This window comes from Kribbella koreensis (assembly GCF_039525325.1).
GTDB lineage: Bacteria > Actinomycetota > Actinomycetes > Propionibacteriales > Kribbellaceae > Kribbella > Kribbella koreensis.
Genome location: NZ_BAAAHK010000008.1, coordinates 170,124 through 187,218, shown reverse-complemented (window position 1 = coordinate 187,218; position 17,095 = coordinate 170,124). Strand labels below are relative to the sequence as shown.

Here is a 17,095-nt window from a genome sequence, read left to right as displayed (position 1 = left end):
GAGGGCGCAGGGAAGCTGAAGCGTACCTGACCAGGCCGGGCCGCCTGACGCGGACTAGACCTGGTGCGATCGCAGGTGGATGTTCTGCAACAGCCCGACCGCGAGCAGACCGGCGAGCATCGACGAACCACCGTAGGAGACGAACGGCAATGGCAGACCGGTGACCGGCATGATTCCCAGCGTCATACCGATGTTCTCGAAGGCCTGGAAGGCGAACCAGCACACCACGCCGGTGGCGATCAGCCGGCCGAACGCGTCCCGGGCGTTGACCGCGATCCGCAGTCCGCGCCACAGAATCAGCACGAACAGGCAGATGATCGCGCCCGCGCCGACCAGGCCGAGCTCCTCCCCCGCGACGGTGAAGACGAAGTCGGTGTGTTGCTCGGGCACGAACCCGTTCTGCGTCTGCGAACCGTGGAACAGGCCCTGCCCGAAGACACCGCCGTTGCCGATCGCGATCCGTGCCTGGTTCACGTTGTAGCCGATGCCCTGCGGGTCCGACGCCGGATCCGCGAACGCCGTGAACCGGGCCAGCTGGTACTTCTTCAGCACGTTGAACTGGATCGCGAGCACCGCGATCACCGTCGCCGCGGTGACGATGCCGAGCATCCAGCGCTTCGGCACGCCGGACACCGCGACGATGCCGAAGACGATCGAGCCGAGCACCATCACCGTGCCGAGGTCGGGTTGCAGCATCACCAGCAGCACCGGGATCGCGGCGACCGCGATCGCCTGGGCGATGTCGATCGTCCGGGCCTCGCGGTGGTTGGTCTCGCCCTTCTCGGCGATCAGCAGCGCCATCCCGACGATCACCGCCAGCTTCGCGAACTCGCTCGGCTGGATCGACATCCCGGGCACCTGGATCCAGGATCGCGACCCGTTGATCACCGCGCCGACCCCGGGCACCAGGACGAGGATCAGGCCGACCACGGACGCGGCGTACAGGACTGGGGCGAGGATGCGGAGACGGCGGTGGTCGCTGACGGCGGCGAGCACCGCGAGGACCAGACCGATGGCGAAGTTGAGCGCGTGCCGGAGCAGGAACGCGTGCTGGTTGCCGTCGGTGAGCGCGGTCCGGTTGTACGTCGCCGACCAGATCAGCAACGACCCGATCGCCGACAACGCGAGCACGCCGATCACCAGCACCCAGTCGACCTGCCACAACGTCGACCGCCGATCAGCCCGCGGCCGGGACTGCCGGACCGGCGTCAGCAAGCTCATCGGTCGACCTTCTTTTCGGTGGGGGCGACCGGGGGCTTGACGTTGTAGAGGGTTTCGTAGATGTGCCGGACCGCCGTGCCGGAGGCGCCCGATCCGGTACCGGCCTGGCTGATCATCATCACCACGGCGTAGCGATCGGTGTAGCTCGCCATCCAGGACGTCGTCTGCTTGCCGTAGACCTCGGCCGTTCCGGTCTTCACCCGGACCGGGACCTGGTCGAGCGGGAACCCGTTGAACTTCCAGGCCGCCGTACCGGTCTTGGCGGTCTCCTTGAGCGACCGGTCGATGTAACGCAGCGTCGAGGCCGGCACCGGGAGCCGCCCCGCGAGCTTGGACGGCACCGGCCTGACCTTGCCGTTCGGGCCGATCACCGCCTTCGCCACCCGGGGCTCCCAGAGCTTGCCGCCGTTCGACAGTGCCGAGTAGGCCGTTGCCATCTGCAACGGAGTGACGGTGGTGTCGCCCTGGCCGATCGCGAAGTTGACCGCGTCACCGGCCCGGTAGCGATAGCCGTCCTCGCAGAACTCACGCGAGAACTGCTTCAGGAACGCCGACGTGCCGGCCGGCGGGTTGTCGGCGAGCTTGCAGTAGTAGTCCTTCTGCGCGTCGTAGTACTCCTTCTTCCACTTCCGGTCCGCGATCCGGCCGGACACCTCGCCGGGCAGGTCGATCCCGGTCGGCCGGCCGAGGCCGAAGCTCTTCGCCATCTGGACCATCGGGTCGGCGGCGGTGATGTCACCGGAGTTGCCACCCTCCTTGAGCCACAGCGCGTAGGCGATCCGGTAGAAGAAGGTGTCGCAGGAGATCGCGAGCGCCTGGTCGAAGCCGATCATCCCGTAGGAGGCGGACTCGTAGTTCTTGAACCGGCGGTCGCCGACCTCGAAGTACGACGAGCAGTCCAGCCGGGTCTTCGGCCCGTAGCCGTTGGCGAAGGAGGCCGCGGTGGTGATCGGCTTGAAGGTCGAACCGGGCGCGAGCTGGCCCTGGATCGCCCGCGACACCAGCGGCGTGCCGGCCTTGGTGGAGTAGAGCGCGTCGAGCTCGCGCTGCGAGATGCCGCCGACCCAGACGCCCGGGTCGTAGCTCGGGTAGCTCGCCATCGCGACGATCTGGCCGGTCTTGGTGTCCATCACCACGGCCGCGCCGGAGTCGGCGACGTAGTTGCGATGGGTGATCTTGTCGTACTGCTTGCGGGCCGTCATGATCGCGCCGCGCAGCTGGGCCTCGACCGACGCCTGGATCCGCGCGTCGATGCTCGTCATCAGGGTCGATCCCGGCACCGGCGCGGTCTGGCTCTTGAGGCCGGTGGTGTAGCCGACCGCGTCGACGATGACGTTCTTCACGCCGGGCGTCCCGCGCAGCAGCTGGTCGTAGGTACGCTCGACGCCGGCCCGGCCGACCAGGTCCGAGCGGTGCGGCACCGAGTCCTGCCCTGCCTTGTCGAGCTCGTCCAGCTCGCTGGTGGTGATCGGCGACAGGTAGCCGAGGATGTGGGCCGCGTTCACCTTGTACGGCGCTGGGTACGCGCGCAGCGTCTGCGACTCCGCGGCGACGCCCGGGAAGTCCTCGCGGCGCTCCATCACCTCGATCGCGACCTGCTCGCTGACGTCCTTGGCGACCGGGATCGGCTGGTACGGCGTGCCGTTCCAGCAGGCCGGTGGTTTGGACGCGCCGGGCTCGCCGCAGAGCATGGTCCGCGCGGTCAGGTCCTTCGGCTTCTGGCCGAGCACCTTCGCCAGCCGGGCCAGCACCACCTGCTGCTGGCCGTCGGGCAGCTTCGCGAGCACCGAGCGGTCGACGGTGATCACCAGGGACACCCGATTGCCGACCAGGGTCCGGCCGGCCGCGTCGACGATCGTTCCGCGCGGCGCCGGGACGAGCACCTCGCGGGTGTGGTTCTGAGTGGCGGCCTGGGAGTAGTCGTCGGACGACATCACCTGCATGTACCAGAGCCGGGCGAGCAAGGTGAACATCAGCGAGAAGACGAGCACCTGGATCACGAACAGGCGCAACCGCGGCTTCAGCGGCGCCGGGTTGAAGCTGTCGAAGCTCATGGCAGCACCCGCCGCCGCTCCCGCGCCGGCACGACGCGTCCCATCACCCACATCACCAGCGGGATGACCAGGATCGCCGCGACCACGTCGTACCCAGCAGCGATACCGAGCCGCACCCCGAACTGACCCCAGTCGACCGCCGGATCATGCAGCAACGACCCCGTCGCGGAATACACCGTCAGGGAGAGGGCCGCGCCCAGTACGACAGTCAGCGCGACGGCCACTGGACCGACCGGTGCGGCTGACGTCTCGCGCCGGATCAGGCCCGCGACGTATCCGGACAGCGCGAGGGCGAGGGCCCAGCGGCCGGCGGTGTGGTCGGCAGGAGGCGCGACGTCGAGCAGGAGTCCGCCGAGGAAGCCCGCGATCGCACCCCACTCGGCCCCGCGGGAGAGCGCGAGCGCGATGACCACGATCATCACCAGGTCGCAGGTCACCCCGGCGACCGCGATGTGCGGCAGCAACGAGGTCTGCACCGTCACGGCGATCATCAGGAACAGAACCCCCAGCCCAACCCGAACGGCCGTCATCTCAGCATCCCTCCGCCAACGCCGAGCTGCTGCAGCGCGGGGCAGTCATCGGGCACCGCTTGCCGGGACAGTTCCGCGGGGTGCCCGCGCGGGCGGACCGGTGACGACACCGACCAGGTCGATCCGGGTCGGGTCGACGAACGGCTTCACCAGCGCGGTCGAACCGAGCGCGCCTTGGACCGATGTCACCGAGGTGACCTCGCCGATCGGCACACCCGGGACATACGGCGCGTTGCCGCTCGAGCCCCAGGTGACGATCCGGTCGCCCACCTTCGGCCGGGCCTTCAGGTCCACCAGCTTGTAGTCGAGCGCGGCCGACGAGCCGATCTCGCCCCGGCCGGAGACGAATCCGAGCGCCATCGTCGAGTTCAGCCGGCCGCCGACGGTCGAGTTGCGGTCGCCGATCAGCAGCACCGTGGCGGTGGCCTCGGTGGTCCGCACGACGCGGCCCACCAGCCCGTCGCCATTCAGTACTGTCATGTCCGGTCGCACCCCGTCCGCCGTTCCGGCATCGATGGTCACTGTGTGGTTGAAGCTCTGCGCGCTGCCCAGACCGATCACCCGGGCCGGTGTCACCGTGTAGGTCGGCGCCACCTTCAGCAGCCGGTCCAGTTCCCCGGCGCGGTTGCGGGCGTAGTCGGTCGTGCGCAGCTCGCTGGTGAGCTTCTCGTTGTCTGCTTGGAGTTTTTCGTTCTCTGCCTTCAAGGTATCCAGTTCCGCGAACCGGTCCCGGAGGTTGTCCACAGGCTGCCGGGCGTTGGTCGCGGTCGACTCCAGCGGGCCGAAGACGGCCGCCGCCGCATGCCGCAGCGGCTCGACGGGAGAGCCCGCCGAGCGTCGCGCGTCCAGCACGATCAGGGTGAAGGAGGCCAGGATGACGAGCACCAGGATGGTCCGGCGACGGCGGATCTCCCGGGGCAACCCGGCCGAACGGACCAGCCCGCGTGCCGGCGTACCGAGATCTTTCAGCATCGGTTCAGCGGCGGTCGGTGACGAGGATGCGGTTCAGTGTCTCGATGTTGTCGACACACTTGCCGGCGCCCAGCACGACGGCGTCCAGCGGGTTCTCCGCGACGTGGATCGGGATCCCCGTCTCGTGCCGCAGCCGCTCGTCCATGCCCTTCAGCAGCGCGCCGCCGCCGGTCAGCACGATGCCGCGGTCGACGATGTCGCCGGCCAGCTCGGGCGGCGTCTTGTCCAGGGTGGCCTTGACCGCGTCGACGATCGCGGTGATCGGCTCCTCGATCGCCTGCCGGATGCTCGCCGAGGACACCTTCACGGTGCGCGGCAGCCCGGAGACCATGTCCCGGCCGCGGATCTCGGAGTCCGGCCCGTCGGAGGTCGGGAAGGCCGAGCCGATCGTCATCTTGATCTGCTCGGAGGTGGCCTCGCCGAGCATCAGCGAGTACTCCTTCTTGCAGTAGTTCACGACCGCCTTGTCGATCGCGTCGCCGGCCACCCGGATGGACTGCGACGTGACGATCCCGCCGAACGAGATCACCGCCACCTCGGTCGTCCCGCCGCCGATGTCGACCACCATGTTGCCGGTCGCGTCGCGGACCTCGAGGTTCGAGCCGAGGGCAGCGGCCATCGGCTCCTCGATGATGTAGACCTTGCGGGCGCCGGCCATGTAGCCGGCGTCGCGGACGGCGCGCTGCTCGACGGCGGTGATGCCGGACGGTACGCAGACGACGATCCGCGGCTTGGCGAAGTACCGGCGGCGGTGGACGCGCTGGATGAAGTACCGCAGCATCTGCTCGGCGGCGTCGAAGTCGGCGATCACGCCGTCCTTGAGCGGCCGGATGGCGGTGATGTTGCCGGGTGTCCGGCCGATCATCTTCTTCGCCTCGGCGCCGAACGCGACCGCCTCGCGCGGTTCGTCGGTCCGGATCGCGACCACCGACGGCTCGTTCAGTACGACGCCACGTCCGCGTACGTACACGAGTGTGTTGGCCGTACCGAGGTCGACCGCCATATCGCGGCCGAGCATGCTGTTCGCCATTTTCGGCGGCCTCCCGCTGCTCGGGTCCCGGGGTTCTCAGGCTAAGCGCGGACCCATCGCCACCCGGGGACCGACACGACTCGTCCGCCCGCGACGCATCGTATCGGTCCATTCACCAGGTGTTCGCGCCGCCCTCCACAACTGCGGAGTACTACGGCAGGTCGGGGAACCAGATCTTGATCTCGCGGTCGGCCGACTCCGGCGAGTCCGAGCCGTGCACGAGGTTCTCCCGGTTCGACAGCGACAGGTCGCCGCGGATCGTGCCCGGAGCGGCCTTGCGGCCGTCGGTGGCGCCGTTCAGCGCACGGACGACCTCGACCGCCTCGTCGCCCTCGAGCACCAGCGCGACCAGCGGGCCGCTGGTGACGAACTCGCGCAGCGGCGGATAGAAGTCCCGCTCGACGTGCTCGGCGTAGTGCTGGTCGGCCAGCTCGCCGTCGATCGTGCGCAGGTCCATCGCGACGACGGTGAGGCCCTTCGCCTCGAACCGTCCGAGGACCTCCCCGACCAGGCCACGGCGTACCGTGTCGGGCTTGAGCAGGACGAGGGTGCGCTGCGACATGTCTGTTCTCTCTCCGATGCTGTTCAGGCGGGCTTGCTGCGGCCGAGCCTAGTGGTTGTCACCCGTGGGCGGCTTGGGCGGCCTTGGCCTCGTCGATCCGGCGGCCGAGCACGATCGCCATCACCCAGAACGCGGCGAAGGCCAGGCCGAGCACGAACATCACCGGTACGACGAACCCGAGGCCGACCGCGGCGACCTGGATGATCGAGCCCAGGACGTAGCCGGCCTGGTTGCGCAGCAGTCCGGCCGCGACGAGCGCGAGCACGGCCAGCCCCAGGCACACCGGGAGCGCGGTACTGGGTTTCACGTCGGCGACCGAGATCATCACCGGCGTCACGAGCGCCAGGACGATGAACTCGAAGCCGAGCACGATGCCGGCCAGCGACCTCATCGCTTCTCGCCTGCCGGTTTGCGGACCAGCAGCGTCCGGGCCTCGCCCGCGGTGATCACCGAGCCGGTGATCAGTACGCCGCCGGTGCCCATCGCCAGCGCGTTCTCCTCGGCCAGCCGGATCGCGTCGTCGATCGCGTCGAGCAGCTTGGGCCGGACCAGCACCCGGTCCTCGCCGAAGATCTCGATCGCCAGCTCGCCCAGCTCCTCGGCCGGCATCGACCGGTCGAACGAGTTCCGGGTGCAGACGACGGTCTCCATGATCGGCTCGTACGCCTCGAGCACGCCGTACACGTCCTTGTCCTTCATGCAGCCCAGTACGCCGATCAGCGGCTGGAACGCGAACGCCTCCGACACCGTCTCGGCGGTCGCCTGGGCGCCGTGCGGATTGTGCGCGGCGTCGACGATGACGGTGGGACTGGTCCGGACGACCTCCATCCGGCCGGGGCTGGTCACCTCGGCGAAGGCTGCCTCGACCAGCTCGCGGGTCATCCGCTGGCCCTCGTTCTGCCCGCTCGCCCCGAGCAGCGCCTCGACGGCCGCGAGTGCGGTGGAGGCGTTGTGGGCCTGGTACTCACCGTGCAGCGGGAGGTAGATGTCGTCGTACTCGCCGCCGAGACCCTTGAAGGAGATCAGCTGGCCGCCGACCGCGACCGAGCGGCTGACGACCCCGAACTCGAGTCCCTCGCGGGCGACCTGGGCACCGACCTCGGCGGCCCGGCGTACCAGCACCTCGGCCACGTCGAGGCTCTGCTGCGAGATCACCGCGGTGCTGCCGGACTTGATGATCCCGGACTTGTCCCTGGCGATGGTGACCGGATCGGCGCCGAGGATGTGCGCGTGGTCGACGGCGACCGGCGTGATCACCGCGACCGTGCCGTCGGCGACGTTGGTCGAGTCCCAGGTGCCGCCGAGGCCGACCTCGACCACCGCGACGTCGACCGGCGCGTCCGCGAAGGCGGCGAACGCCATACCGGTCATCACCTCGAAGAAGGACAGCGGGTGCTCGTTCTCGGAGTCGACGACATCGACGTACGGCTCGATCTCGGTGTAGACCTCGACGAACCGCTGCTCGTCGATCGGCTCACCGTTCAGCGTGATCCGCTCGCGCACCGACTCCAGATGCGGGCTGGTGAACCGCCCGGTCCGCAGCCCGGCCTCGCGCAGGAGCGCGTCGACCATCCGCGCGGTCGAGGTCTTGCCGTTGGTCCCGGTCAGATGGACGACGGGATAGCTCTTCTGCGGATCGCCGAGCAGCTCGACGAGCCGCCGGACCCGGTCCAGCGTGGGATCGATCTTGTTCTCCGGCCAACGGGCCTGAAGCTTCGCCGATACCTCGGCATAAGAGAGTGCGCTCATCAGACGGCCAGTGTAGGAGGGCTGTGGATAACCCGTCGTGAGCACCCCTTGACAACCACTAGGATTGCCGTATGAGCGAAGCGTCCCGTGTTCCTGACAAGCCCACCCTCGACGGTCTCGAGGAGAAGTGGGCTGCCGTATGGAAGGAACAGCAGACCTACGCGTTCGACCGTACTGCGGAGCGCGCGGACGTCTACTCGATCGACACCCCGCCGCCGACCGTCTCCGGGTCGCTGCACGTCGGGCACATCTTCAGCTACACCCACACCGACCTGGTCGCGCGCTTCCAGCGGATGCGCGGCAAGAAGGTCTTCTACCCGATCGGCTGGGACGACAACGGGCTGCCGACCGAGCGCCGGGTCCAGAACTACTACGGCGTCAAGTGCGACCCGTCGCTGCCGTACGACCCAGACTTCACCCCGCCGGAGAAGCCGGACCCGAAGAAGCAGGTCGGAATCTCGCGGCAGAACTTCGTCGACCTGTGCGGCGAGCTGACCCACATCGACGAGCAGGCGTTCGAGGCGATGTGGCGCCAGGTCGGGCTGAGCGTCGACTGGAACTACCTCTACACGACGATCTCCGACGACTCCCGGCGGACCTCGCAGCGCGCCTTCCTGCGCAACTTCGCGCGCGGCGAGGCGTACCTGTCCGAGGCGCCGACGCTGTGGGACGTCACGTTCCAGACGGCGGTCGCGCAGGCGGAGCTGGAGGCCCGCGACTACCCGGGCGCGTTCCACAAGATCGCCTTCCACGGCGCCGACGGCCCGATCTACATCGAGACCACCCGGCCCGAGCTGCTGCCGGCCTGTGTCGCGCTGATCGCCCACCCGTCCGACGAGCGCTACAAGCACTTGTTCGGTACCACGGTCCGCTCGCCGCTGTTCGACGTCGAGATCCCGGTCCTGGCGCACGAGGCGGCCGAGCCCGACAAGGGCGCCGGTATCGCCATGTGCTGCACCTTCGGCGACCTCACCGACGTCATCTGGTGGCGCGAGCTGCAGCTCCCGGTCCGCACCGTCATCGGCCGCGACGGCCGGATCCTGCGCGACACCCCGGCGTGGCTCGAGGGTTCCGAGCTGTATGCGGAGATCGCGGGCAAGACGGCCTTCAGCGCGCGCGAGCTGATCGTCGGCAAGCTGCGGGACAGCGGCGACCTGGACGGCGAGCCGAAGCCGACCCAGCGCAAGGCGAACTTCTACGAGAACGGCGACAAGCCGCTCGAGATCGTCTCCACCCGGCAGTGGTACATCCGCAACGGCGGCCGGGACGACGCGCTGAAGGCCGAGTTCCTCGAGCGTGGCGACGAGCTGGCCTGGGTTCCCGAGTTCATGCACCACCGCTACCAGAACTGGGTCGAGGGGCTGAACGGGGACTGGCTGGTCTCCCGGCAGCGCTACTTCGGCGTCCCGTTCCCGGTCTGGTACCCGCTCGGCCACGACGGCGAGCCGGACTACGCGCACCCGCTGATGCCGAGCGAGGCCGACCTGCCGATCGACCCGACCTCCCAGGTCCCGGGTGGGTACGACGAGTCCCAGCGCGGCAAGCCGGGAGGTTTCGTCGCGGATCCCGATGTGATGGACACCTGGGCGACGTCGTCGCTGAGCCCGCACATCGTCTGCGGCTGGGAGCGTGACGACGACCTGTTCCAGCGCACCTTCCCGATGGACCTGAACACGCACGCGCACGAGATCATCCGCACCTGGCTGTTCTCCCGCGTCGTCCGCGCGCACTACGAGAACGGCACGCTGCCGTGGGCGCGGTCGATGATCTCCGGCTTCGTCGTCGACCCCGACCGCAAGAAGATGTCGAAGTCCAAGGGCAACGCGATCGTCCCGTCGGAGATCCTGGAGAAGTTCGGCTCGGACGCGGTTCGCTGGCGGGCCGCGATGGCCCGGCCGGGGATGGACTCCCCGTTCGACGAGTCGCAGATGAAGGTCGGGCGGCGGCTGGCGATCAAGGTTCTGAACGCGTCGAAGTTCGTCTTGTCGTTCGGGGCGACGTCGGTCGACGCGGGTGCCGTCACGCAGCCGGTCGACCTGGCGATGCTGGCGCAGTTGCGGAACGTCATCGACGAGGCGACGGCTGCCTTCGAGCGGTACGACTACACGGGTGCGCTGGAGATCGCCGAGCGGTTCTTCTGGAGCTTCTGCGACGACTACGTCGAGCTGGTCAAGGAGCGGGCGTACGGCGGACACGGTGAGGAGGGTGCTGTGTCGGCGAAGGCGGCGCTCGCTGTCGCCTTGTCGGTTCAGCTGCGGCTGCTCGCGCCGTACCTGCCGTTCGCGACCGAAGAGGTCTGGTCGTGGTGGCAGGAAGGTTCGATCCACACCACCTCCTGGCCGGTCCCGTCGGTCGACGTCGCTGCTGCCGAGCACGACCCGGCCGTCCTCGACGCGGTCGCCGAGGTCCTCGCTGGTATCCGCGGCGCCAAGTCGACGGCCCAGGTCTCGATGAAGACCGAGGTCTCGAAGGTCGAGGTCAGCGGCCCCGCCGCCCGCCTCACCCTCGCCGCCCAGGCCGAAGTCGACCTCCGCGCCGCCGGCCGAATCACCGGCGAAATCCTCTGGAGCCCCGACGAATCCACCGAGGTCTCAGTCATCGCCGCTCTCTGAGCTCACCCGCAGCACCAGAGTCACCGGCAGCACCAGAGTCACCCGCAGTACCCGGGTCACCGGCTGTACCCGAGTTATCCGCGATCCTGGGCTGACTCGTCGCAGCACCCTGGCGGATCGTCCGTCCGGTAGCGCCCGCTTCTTCGGAGGCGGGCGCTACTGGTTTCACCCGAGCGACTACCCTGCGGGTTCAGCCGGTCCGCCGACCGCTGCGAGATCACCTTGTCCAGATATGAAACGATCGGGACAACCCCAGCCCGACCCCCGGCGACCCCGTCCGCGCGCCCCGAGGAGCACTCATGAGCACCCCCACCACCCCCGGCCCGGACGACCACCCGAAGCAGACACCCCTTCCGTCGTCCTCGACCCCGCCCGCAGGTCTTCCGGCCGGAGTGGGCCCGTCGGGCACGGGTACTGGTCCGAATAGCCCGACCGCGCCCACCCCAGCGGCCAGCGTCACAGACACGCCGACGCACTCGAGTCCGGGTGATGGTGGAGGCAAGGGAGCTTGGTGGAAGGCGCCTTGGCGGGCGCTTAAGAAGGTGAAATGGCGGCGGAACCCGTGGGTGACTGTGGGTGGGGTTGTGCTGGCGTTGGCGGTGGTGGCGGCGTTTGGGTACTTCGCTGGGCTGGGGCCGATGAGTCGGCTGAACACCGCGAGGGGCATCACGCCGCCGGCGAAGTTGGGTGGGCTGGATCGGGTTACTGATGCGCAGATCCGGCAGCAGTTGAAGCTCGAGGAGACGCGGGACGCGTTGAGCCGGATCAACGACGGCAAGCAGGCGACTGTCGAGGCGTACGGGAATCTCGACGGGCAGCGGTTGTTCGTGGTGATCGCGTTACGCGGCAAGGTCGACATCGACAAGACGATCAAGGATTCCGGCGCGAGGCCCGAGCAGGTGAAGAAGGTCGGGCAGGCGACCTGTGTGGAGTCGACCGATAATCTGCCGACGCAGTGCTACCGAGGATCCAACACGCTGACCGTGATCGCCCAGGCGGCCAACGACGGTGTCAGTGTGAACGACGTCGGCCCGCTCGCCGACGAGGCCTTCAAGGCCATGAAGTAACCGAAGCAGTCAGGCGAGCAGACCGGTAGTCAGGCGAGTAGGCCGCTCAAGGCGATCATCACCGGGATCGAGAGCAAGGTGCTGAGCAGTACCGCGCTGCGGGCGAGTCTCCGCGCGGCGCGGTACTGCACGGCGTACACGTAGACGTTCTGAGCGGTCGGCAACGCAGCCAACAGCACCGGGGCCAGCAAGGCAGGACCCTCGAGGTCGAGGAGCCAGCGGCCGACGGAGTACGCGACGAGCGGCTGGACCAGCGTCTTCAGCAGGACAGCCAGTACCGCATCCCGGTCGAGGCTGATCGAATCCTTCGCGCCGCCAAGGCTCAATCCATAAGCCACCAACGCGACCGGCACCGCAGCCGCCGCCACCAGATCGATCGGCCGCATCAGCAACGACGGCAGCGAGATGCCTGCCGCTGCGACCAGCAACCCGAGCAGCGACGCCACCGTCAGCGGATTTCGCAACGGCCGCGTCAACAGCACCCGCACCGGCACCCGCCGCCCCGCGCCACGCCGATCCCCATCCAGTACGGCGAACGCCACCGGCGCCATCACCAGCAACTGGAACAACACAATCGGCGCCACCAAGGCCCCGTCGCCCAGCACGTAAGCGGCGACCGGCACCCCCAGATTCCCCGCGTTCACGTACGACGCAGCCAGCACCCCGATCGTCGCCTGCGCCCGATTCCGCCGCCAGATCAGCACGGCCACGCCGAGATACAGCACCTGTACGACGAACAGCCCCGCCAGATTCGTCAGCAGCACCGGCGAGAAGATCGCATGGAGATCAGCCCGCGCCACCGTGGTGAACAGCAACGCCGGCGTCGCGACGTAGAACGCCAGCCGCGACAACACCAGCTCGTCCTCGGCCCGCAGCACGCCGGCCAGCCCCACCAGGTACCCGAGCACCGCGACCGAAACGAGCGCGACGAAGGCAGCGACAACGGCAGACACAAGATCAGCGACCCGGCGGCTTCGTCATCACGCCAGCGATCGTAGACGAAACGTTTCACCTGCAAGTTACTGACCAGCCAGCCATCCGAGTGGAAAGATTCCACCAAAACCCCGAAGGATGGCCACCATGACTTCTCCCGCCAGGTCTCGCGCCGCCGCCACCACGATGCTGGCCGCGCTCGCGACCCTGCTCGTCGCCCCGTCCGCCACCGCCGCCGAGCCCAGCCCCGAACAGCAACCGGCCCCGATCCAGTACGCCGCCGGCGCCCTCCCCCTCGGCGACGCGGACCTCGCCGAGACCCGCACCGTCACGACCCTCGCCGAGGGCGTCACCCTCACCCGCATCGTCCGCGGTACCGACCCCGCGCCGGCCGACCAGATCAACACCACGACCCGCGGCCCGTGGATCGTCAACGTCCTCACCATCGACCCGCGCAAGGCGAGGGGCGAGCTGCGGACGACGTATGGCCCCGACCTCGCCAAGGTCGAGAAGACCAGCGACCTGGTCCGTACGTCCGGCGCCCTCGCCGGTATCAACGCGTCCTTCTTCACCTTCACCGCCAGCGCCCTCTACCCCGGCGACCCGGTCGGTCTCGGCATCTCCGACGGCAAGCTGCTCAGCGAACCGCTCACCGATCCCGCCGAGGCCAACTTCATCGTCGACGCCAAGACCAACAAGGCCGTGATGGGCCATCTCCGCTGGACCGGCGCGGTCAAGAACCCGAAGACCGGCGCGACGCTGCCCCTCGAGTTCGTCAACCATCCGCCGGTCATCCCGACCGCCTGCGCGACTCTCCCGGCCCAGACCGCCTGCTCCGTCCCCGGCGACGTCACGCTCTTCACCCCCGAGTTCGCGGCCAGCACCCCGGCCGGCGCGGGCATCGAGGTCGTCCTCGACCGGGACGGCTGCGTCGAGCGGGTCGCAGCCACCCGCGGTACGACCCTGACGAAGAACCAGACCTCGCTGCAGGCCACCGGCAGCGACTCGAACGCATTGCTCGCGATGGTCTCGCACACCTGCCTGAAGACCGACATCGCGATCGCCGACGAGCACGGCACCAACCTCAAACTGCGCAAGGACCTGTACGCCGTAACCGGCCGCTACCGTCTCACCGCCAACGGCCAGGTCGTCGTCCCTGCAGGTACCGGCAGCTTCTTCGACCGCAACCCGCGTTCGATCGTCGGCACCACCAGCGACGGCAAGCTCACCCTGGCCGCGCTCGACGGCCGGCAGACCACCAGCGTCGGTACGACGATGGACGAGACGGCCGCCGTGGCCAACGCCCTCGACCTGACCGATGCGATCAACCTCGACGGCGGCGGCTCGACCGCGATGGCCGTCAACGGTGCGCTCGTCAGCCACCCCAGCGGCACCAACGGGGCCGAGCGGGCCGTCGGCGATGCCCTCATCTGGGTCGCCAAGAAGTAGTACCTCAAACGCAGGGCCCGGGCAGGCTGCCCGGGCCCTGCACAGTTGTCAGAAGTTGTTGTTCGAAATGCCCTGGCCCAGGATCACCTGGTCATAGGTGTTCCCGTCGTTGTCGTCCGTGTAGGCGACAGCCACCTCCGACCAAGGCGACACGGCGACCACCAGCTGCTCCTGCCGCCCCGCGGGCACCTGACTCAACTGCTGAGCCGACAGCCGCGGCGCGTCCGTAGTACCGGCTGAGTTGAAGCCGCGGACCCATACGTCGGAGTCCGTGGCTGTAGCGGTCCAGCCGACGACGCTGCCGGCCTGGTCATCGATCCCGATCGACGGATTCTTGCCACTGGCAACAACTTCCACCTCAGCAGTGCGCGCGGCACCAGCGCCGGTGAAGCCTCGCGTCCACACTCCGCCACCCGACTCCCAAGCGACCGCGAAGTCGCCGTTGAAGTTGGCGGCCACCGAGGCATGCGCCTGCGCGCCGGCGGTAGTGCCGTTCGCCGTACGCCGGGACAGCGTGACCGCGCCATTCGTACGGGCCAGCCCAACCAGTCCGACGTTGTACGCCGTATCGGTCGACCCGTCGTCCCACACCACGACCGCGTCGCCCGAGGCCGACACCGCCACGTCCGGGTTGTGGTGCTGACCCGTCGTCGTCGAGGCGGTCACCTCGTAGCCGCGAGTCGTCGGCCCGGTGAATCCAGCCGCCTTCACCGTCGCCGGCGTGCCCGTCTGGATGTCCTCCCACACCACGGTGAACGCGACCGCCGCTGTCGACGGAGCGCCGTCCGGGTCGACCGCCACCCGCGGGTTGATCTGCTGGCCATCGGCCGACGTGTTCGCGTTGGCCGATGCTGTCACGGTACCGGCCGTATTCACCACCCGGTAAGGGATGTTGTAGTACCCGTTGCCGTCCGGGTCGTCGGCCCACACGACAACTGCATTGCCCTTGTCGTCCAGCCCGACATCCGGGTGCAGGTGGCGCCAGTTGGTGACGCCACTGCTGCCGGCCGAGGACAGCTTGACCTCGTAGAGCGCCGTGCCGTTGCGATACAACCGCAGGAAGATCTCGCTGTGCGCATTGTCGGTCGCATCGGTCGTGTCACGGTCGTCCTCCCAGACGACGGCGACGTACCCGTTGCGGTTGGTCGCGATCGAGGCGGTGTCCTGGTCGCCGGTCGACACGCTGTTCGCAGTACTCCAGACAGGCGCCGCAATCGCTGCCTGTGCAGGGATTGTGAACAGTAGCGAGGGAACGGCAACGGCCAAGGCGAGTAGCTTCTTCTTCATCGCTGGGTCCCCTCAGACGGCCTGAAGGCCGGGCTGGCCTTCTTCGATCACGAACGACTTGAGCGTCGACACCGGCGCGTCGTGCTCCGAAACCTTCGCCACGCCACGGAAGTCCGCCTGCATCTGCGTCGGCGTGACCGTCGTCCGGATGTAGCCGCGGCGGTTGCTGTAGAACTTCAGCCACGGGTTGGTCCCGACGTCCGGGATCGCCGTGGTGGCGTCGCCGTCGCCGGTCGAGGTGGCCGAGCTGGTGACGAGCTCGGTGCCGATCACGGCCGAGTCCGCGTTGTCGTAGTCGGCCATCAGGTTGTTGCCCCAGGCGCGGTGCACGTCGCCGGTGAGCACGACCGGGTTGCGGTTGCCGCGGTCGATCCAGCCCTGCTGGATCCGGGCCCGCGATGCGCGGTACCCGTCCCACGAGTCCATGCTGGCCCCGGTCGAGTTGAAGCGCCGGGCGAAGAACACCTGCTGCCCGATGATGTCCCAGGTGGCCGCCTTCTCGGCAAGACCGTTGAGCAGCCAGGTCTCCTGAGCGTTGCCGGGCAGGCTCCGGGTGGCCAGGTCTGCGTCCGAGCAGATCTTCCAGCCGTCGCCGCACGCCTGGTCGTTGCGGTACTGCCTGGTGTCGAGCATGTGGAACGTGGCGAGCTTGCCCCACGGCAGGCGCCGGTACAACTGGATGGAGTTGCCGTTGCTGGCCTGGGCCGGCCGCAGCGGCATGTTCTCGTAGTACGCCTGGTACGCCGCAGTACGGCGCGCTGTCCACTGCGCCGTCGTCAGCGCCGGAGTACTGTCCGCACGAGTCATGTTGGCGTAGTTGTTCTCCACCTCATGGTCGTCCGGTACGACGATCCACGGCGCGACCGCATGGGCCGCCTGCAGATCCGGGTCCGACTTGTACTGCGCATAGCGACGCCGGTAGTCGGCCAGTGTCGTGATCTCCGTAGCACCCAGGTGGAGACGGGTCCGACCGCTAGTAGCGGGGTACTCGTAGATGTAGTCGCCCAGGAACAGGATGAGGCCCGGATTGTCCTCAGCCATTCGCCGGTACGCCGTGTAGTAGCCCTCCTCGTAGTGCGCGCAGGACGTGAAGGCCATGACGAGGTCGCGGCCGTTCGTGCCCGCAGCGGGCGCAGTACGGGTGCGGCCGACGGGTGAGACGTGGCCCTGGGCGCGGAAGCGGTAGAAGTAGTCCGAGTCGGGGTTGAGGCCGTTGGCGATCGCATGGACGGAGTGAGCGGCTCCGTAGGTAGCAGTGACGGTCCCTGAGGTGACCAGGGTGCTGAAGGACTCGGTAGTGGACACCTGCCAGTCCACGGCGACATTGGCGTTGGCCATGCCGCCCTGGCCGTCGGCATTGAGCGGGGACGGGGCCAGGCGGGTCCAGAGCACGACGCTGCTCGCGTCCGGCTCACCCGAGGCGACCCCTAGCTGGAACGGATAGGGGACAGCAGCAGTGGCGGTGATGATGCTGGAGCGGGCGGGCAGCGCGGTAGCACTGGCCGCCGCCAGTCCGCCGAGAACAAGGGTTCGACGACTGATGGGTTTCATGGGCGTCACCTTCCGAGGTGCACATGGCGCAGGGCCCTCCGGACGGATGAATACGACGGATCCGTCCGGAGAACCTCA

Annotated in this window: 14 protein-coding genes; 3 read left to right on the top strand and 11 right to left on the bottom strand. The window is 68.5% G+C overall.

What is annotated here, in order from left to right; genetic code table 11:
- Positions 1-54 precede the first annotated feature (54 nt).
- The 8 genes from rodA to ABD116_RS18885 all read right to left on the bottom strand — a co-directional run bounded on the left by rodA (position 55) and on the right by ABD116_RS18885 (position 8,118).
- On the bottom strand, positions 55-1,221 hold the full coding sequence (gene rodA, locus ABD116_RS18920; protein WP_343971453.1) for a rod shape-determining protein RodA: 1,167 nt from the start codon (positions 1,219-1,221) through the stop codon (positions 55-57).
- Entirely contained in the window at positions 1,218-3,275 is a 2,058-nt protein-coding gene (gene mrdA, locus ABD116_RS18915) for a penicillin-binding protein 2 (protein ID WP_343971450.1), read from the bottom strand. The genes rodA and mrdA overlap by 4 nt, the downstream gene beginning before the upstream one ends.
- The gene (mreD, locus tag ABD116_RS18910; RefSeq protein ID WP_343971447.1) at positions 3,272-3,805 is read right to left on the bottom strand and encodes a rod shape-determining protein MreD; all 534 of its coding nucleotides are present in this window, start codon (positions 3,803-3,805) and stop codon (positions 3,272-3,274) included. Before mreD ends, mrdA begins: the two co-directional genes overlap by 4 nt.
- A gap of 45 nt (positions 3,806-3,850) precedes the next feature.
- Positions 3,851-4,777, bottom strand: a complete 927-nt coding sequence (gene mreC, locus ABD116_RS18905) for a rod shape-determining protein MreC (RefSeq protein ID WP_343971444.1) — start codon at positions 4,775-4,777, stop codon at positions 3,851-3,853.
- A gap of 4 nt (positions 4,778-4,781) precedes the next feature.
- Complete coding sequence (locus ABD116_RS18900; protein WP_164603246.1) at positions 4,782-5,807, bottom strand: rod shape-determining protein; 1,026 nt, start codon at positions 5,805-5,807, stop codon at positions 4,782-4,784.
- Positions 5,808-5,958: 151 nt separating this feature from the next.
- On the bottom strand, positions 5,959-6,369 hold the full coding sequence (gene ndk, locus ABD116_RS18895; protein WP_343971440.1) for a nucleoside-diphosphate kinase: 411 nt from the start codon (positions 6,367-6,369) through the stop codon (positions 5,959-5,961).
- Positions 6,370-6,427: 58 nt separating this feature from the next.
- Positions 6,428-6,760 carry a DUF4233 domain-containing protein gene (locus ABD116_RS18890; protein ID WP_343971437.1) on the bottom strand — a complete coding sequence of 111 codons (333 nt, stop codon included), beginning with the start codon at positions 6,758-6,760 and terminating at the stop codon, positions 6,428-6,430.
- A complete protein-coding gene (locus tag ABD116_RS18885; protein ID WP_343971434.1) occupies positions 6,757-8,118 on the bottom strand; it encodes a bifunctional folylpolyglutamate synthase/dihydrofolate synthase in 1,362 nt (453 codons plus the stop codon). The genes ABD116_RS18890 and ABD116_RS18885 overlap by 4 nt, the downstream gene beginning before the upstream one ends.
- A 71-nt stretch (positions 8,119-8,189) precedes the next feature.
- On the opposite strand from ABD116_RS18885, the gene valS reads away from it, so the two are divergent.
- A complete protein-coding gene (valS, locus tag ABD116_RS18880) occupies positions 8,190-10,730 on the top strand; it encodes a valine--tRNA ligase (RefSeq protein WP_343971431.1) in 2,541 nt (846 codons plus the stop codon).
- 299 nt (positions 10,731-11,029) lie between these two features.
- Positions 11,030-11,797 (top strand): hypothetical protein, encoded by a 768-nt coding sequence (locus ABD116_RS18875; RefSeq protein ID WP_343971428.1) that lies wholly within the window; start codon positions 11,030-11,032, stop codon positions 11,795-11,797.
- A gap of 29 nt (positions 11,798-11,826) precedes the next feature.
- Here the strand turns inward: ABD116_RS18875 and ABD116_RS18870 are convergent, their stop codons facing one another.
- Positions 11,827-12,750 (bottom strand): AEC family transporter, encoded by a 924-nt coding sequence (locus ABD116_RS18870; protein WP_343971425.1) that lies wholly within the window; start codon positions 12,748-12,750, stop codon positions 11,827-11,829.
- A 127-nt stretch (positions 12,751-12,877) separates the two neighbouring features.
- Between ABD116_RS18870 and ABD116_RS18865 the strand changes: the two genes are divergently transcribed.
- Positions 12,878-14,179, top strand: coding sequence for a phosphodiester glycosidase family protein (locus ABD116_RS18865; RefSeq protein ID WP_343971422.1), 1,302 nt, complete (start codon positions 12,878-12,880; stop codon positions 14,177-14,179).
- A 48-nt stretch (positions 14,180-14,227) separates the two neighbouring features.
- Here the strand turns inward: ABD116_RS18865 and ABD116_RS18860 are convergent, their stop codons facing one another.
- The gene (locus tag ABD116_RS18860) at positions 14,228-15,466 is read right to left on the bottom strand and encodes a hypothetical protein (RefSeq protein WP_343971419.1); all 1,239 of its coding nucleotides are present in this window, start codon (positions 15,464-15,466) and stop codon (positions 14,228-14,230) included.
- Between the two features lie 12 nt (positions 15,467-15,478).
- The gene (locus tag ABD116_RS18855; protein ID WP_343971416.1) at positions 15,479-17,017 is read right to left on the bottom strand and encodes an alkaline phosphatase D family protein; all 1,539 of its coding nucleotides are present in this window, start codon (positions 17,015-17,017) and stop codon (positions 15,479-15,481) included.
- Positions 17,018-17,095 lie beyond the last annotated feature (78 nt).

What these genes read in the sequence shown, in the direction of transcription:
- rodA (WP_343971453.1), bottom strand. Translation starts at nt 1,221, where the DNA reads ATGAGCTTGCTGACGCCGGTCCGGCAGTCCCGGCCGCGGGCTGATCGG.
- mrdA (WP_343971450.1), bottom strand. Translation starts at nt 3,275, where the DNA reads ATGAGCTTCGACAGCTTCAACCCGGCGCCGCTGAAGCCGCGGTTGCGC.
- mreD (WP_343971447.1), bottom strand. Translation starts at nt 3,805, where the DNA reads ATGACGGCCGTTCGGGTTGGGCTGGGGGTTCTGTTCCTGATGATCGCC.
- mreC (WP_343971444.1), bottom strand. Translation starts at nt 4,777, where the DNA reads ATGCTGAAAGATCTCGGTACGCCGGCACGCGGGCTGGTCCGTTCGGCC.
- ABD116_RS18900 (WP_164603246.1), bottom strand. Translation starts at nt 5,807, where the DNA reads ATGGCGAACAGCATGCTCGGCCGCGATATGGCGGTCGACCTCGGTACG.
- ndk (WP_343971440.1), bottom strand. Translation starts at nt 6,369, where the DNA reads ATGTCGCAGCGCACCCTCGTCCTGCTCAAGCCCGACACGGTACGCCGT.
- ABD116_RS18890 (WP_343971437.1), bottom strand. Translation starts at nt 6,760, where the DNA reads ATGAGGTCGCTGGCCGGCATCGTGCTCGGCTTCGAGTTCATCGTCCTG.
- ABD116_RS18885 (WP_343971434.1), bottom strand. Translation starts at nt 8,118, where the DNA reads ATGAGCGCACTCTCTTATGCCGAGGTATCGGCGAAGCTTCAGGCCCGT.
- valS (WP_343971431.1), top strand. Translation starts at nt 8,190, where the DNA reads ATGAGCGAAGCGTCCCGTGTTCCTGACAAGCCCACCCTCGACGGTCTC.
- ABD116_RS18875 (WP_343971428.1), top strand. Translation starts at nt 11,030, where the DNA reads ATGAGCACCCCCACCACCCCCGGCCCGGACGACCACCCGAAGCAGACA.
- ABD116_RS18865 (WP_343971422.1), top strand. Translation starts at nt 12,878, where the DNA reads ATGACTTCTCCCGCCAGGTCTCGCGCCGCCGCCACCACGATGCTGGCC.
- ABD116_RS18860 (WP_343971419.1), bottom strand. Translation starts at nt 15,466, where the DNA reads ATGAAGAAGAAGCTACTCGCCTTGGCCGTTGCCGTTCCCTCGCTACTG.
- ABD116_RS18855 (WP_343971416.1), bottom strand. Translation starts at nt 17,017, where the DNA reads ATGAAACCCATCAGTCGTCGAACCCTTGTTCTCGGCGGACTGGCGGCG.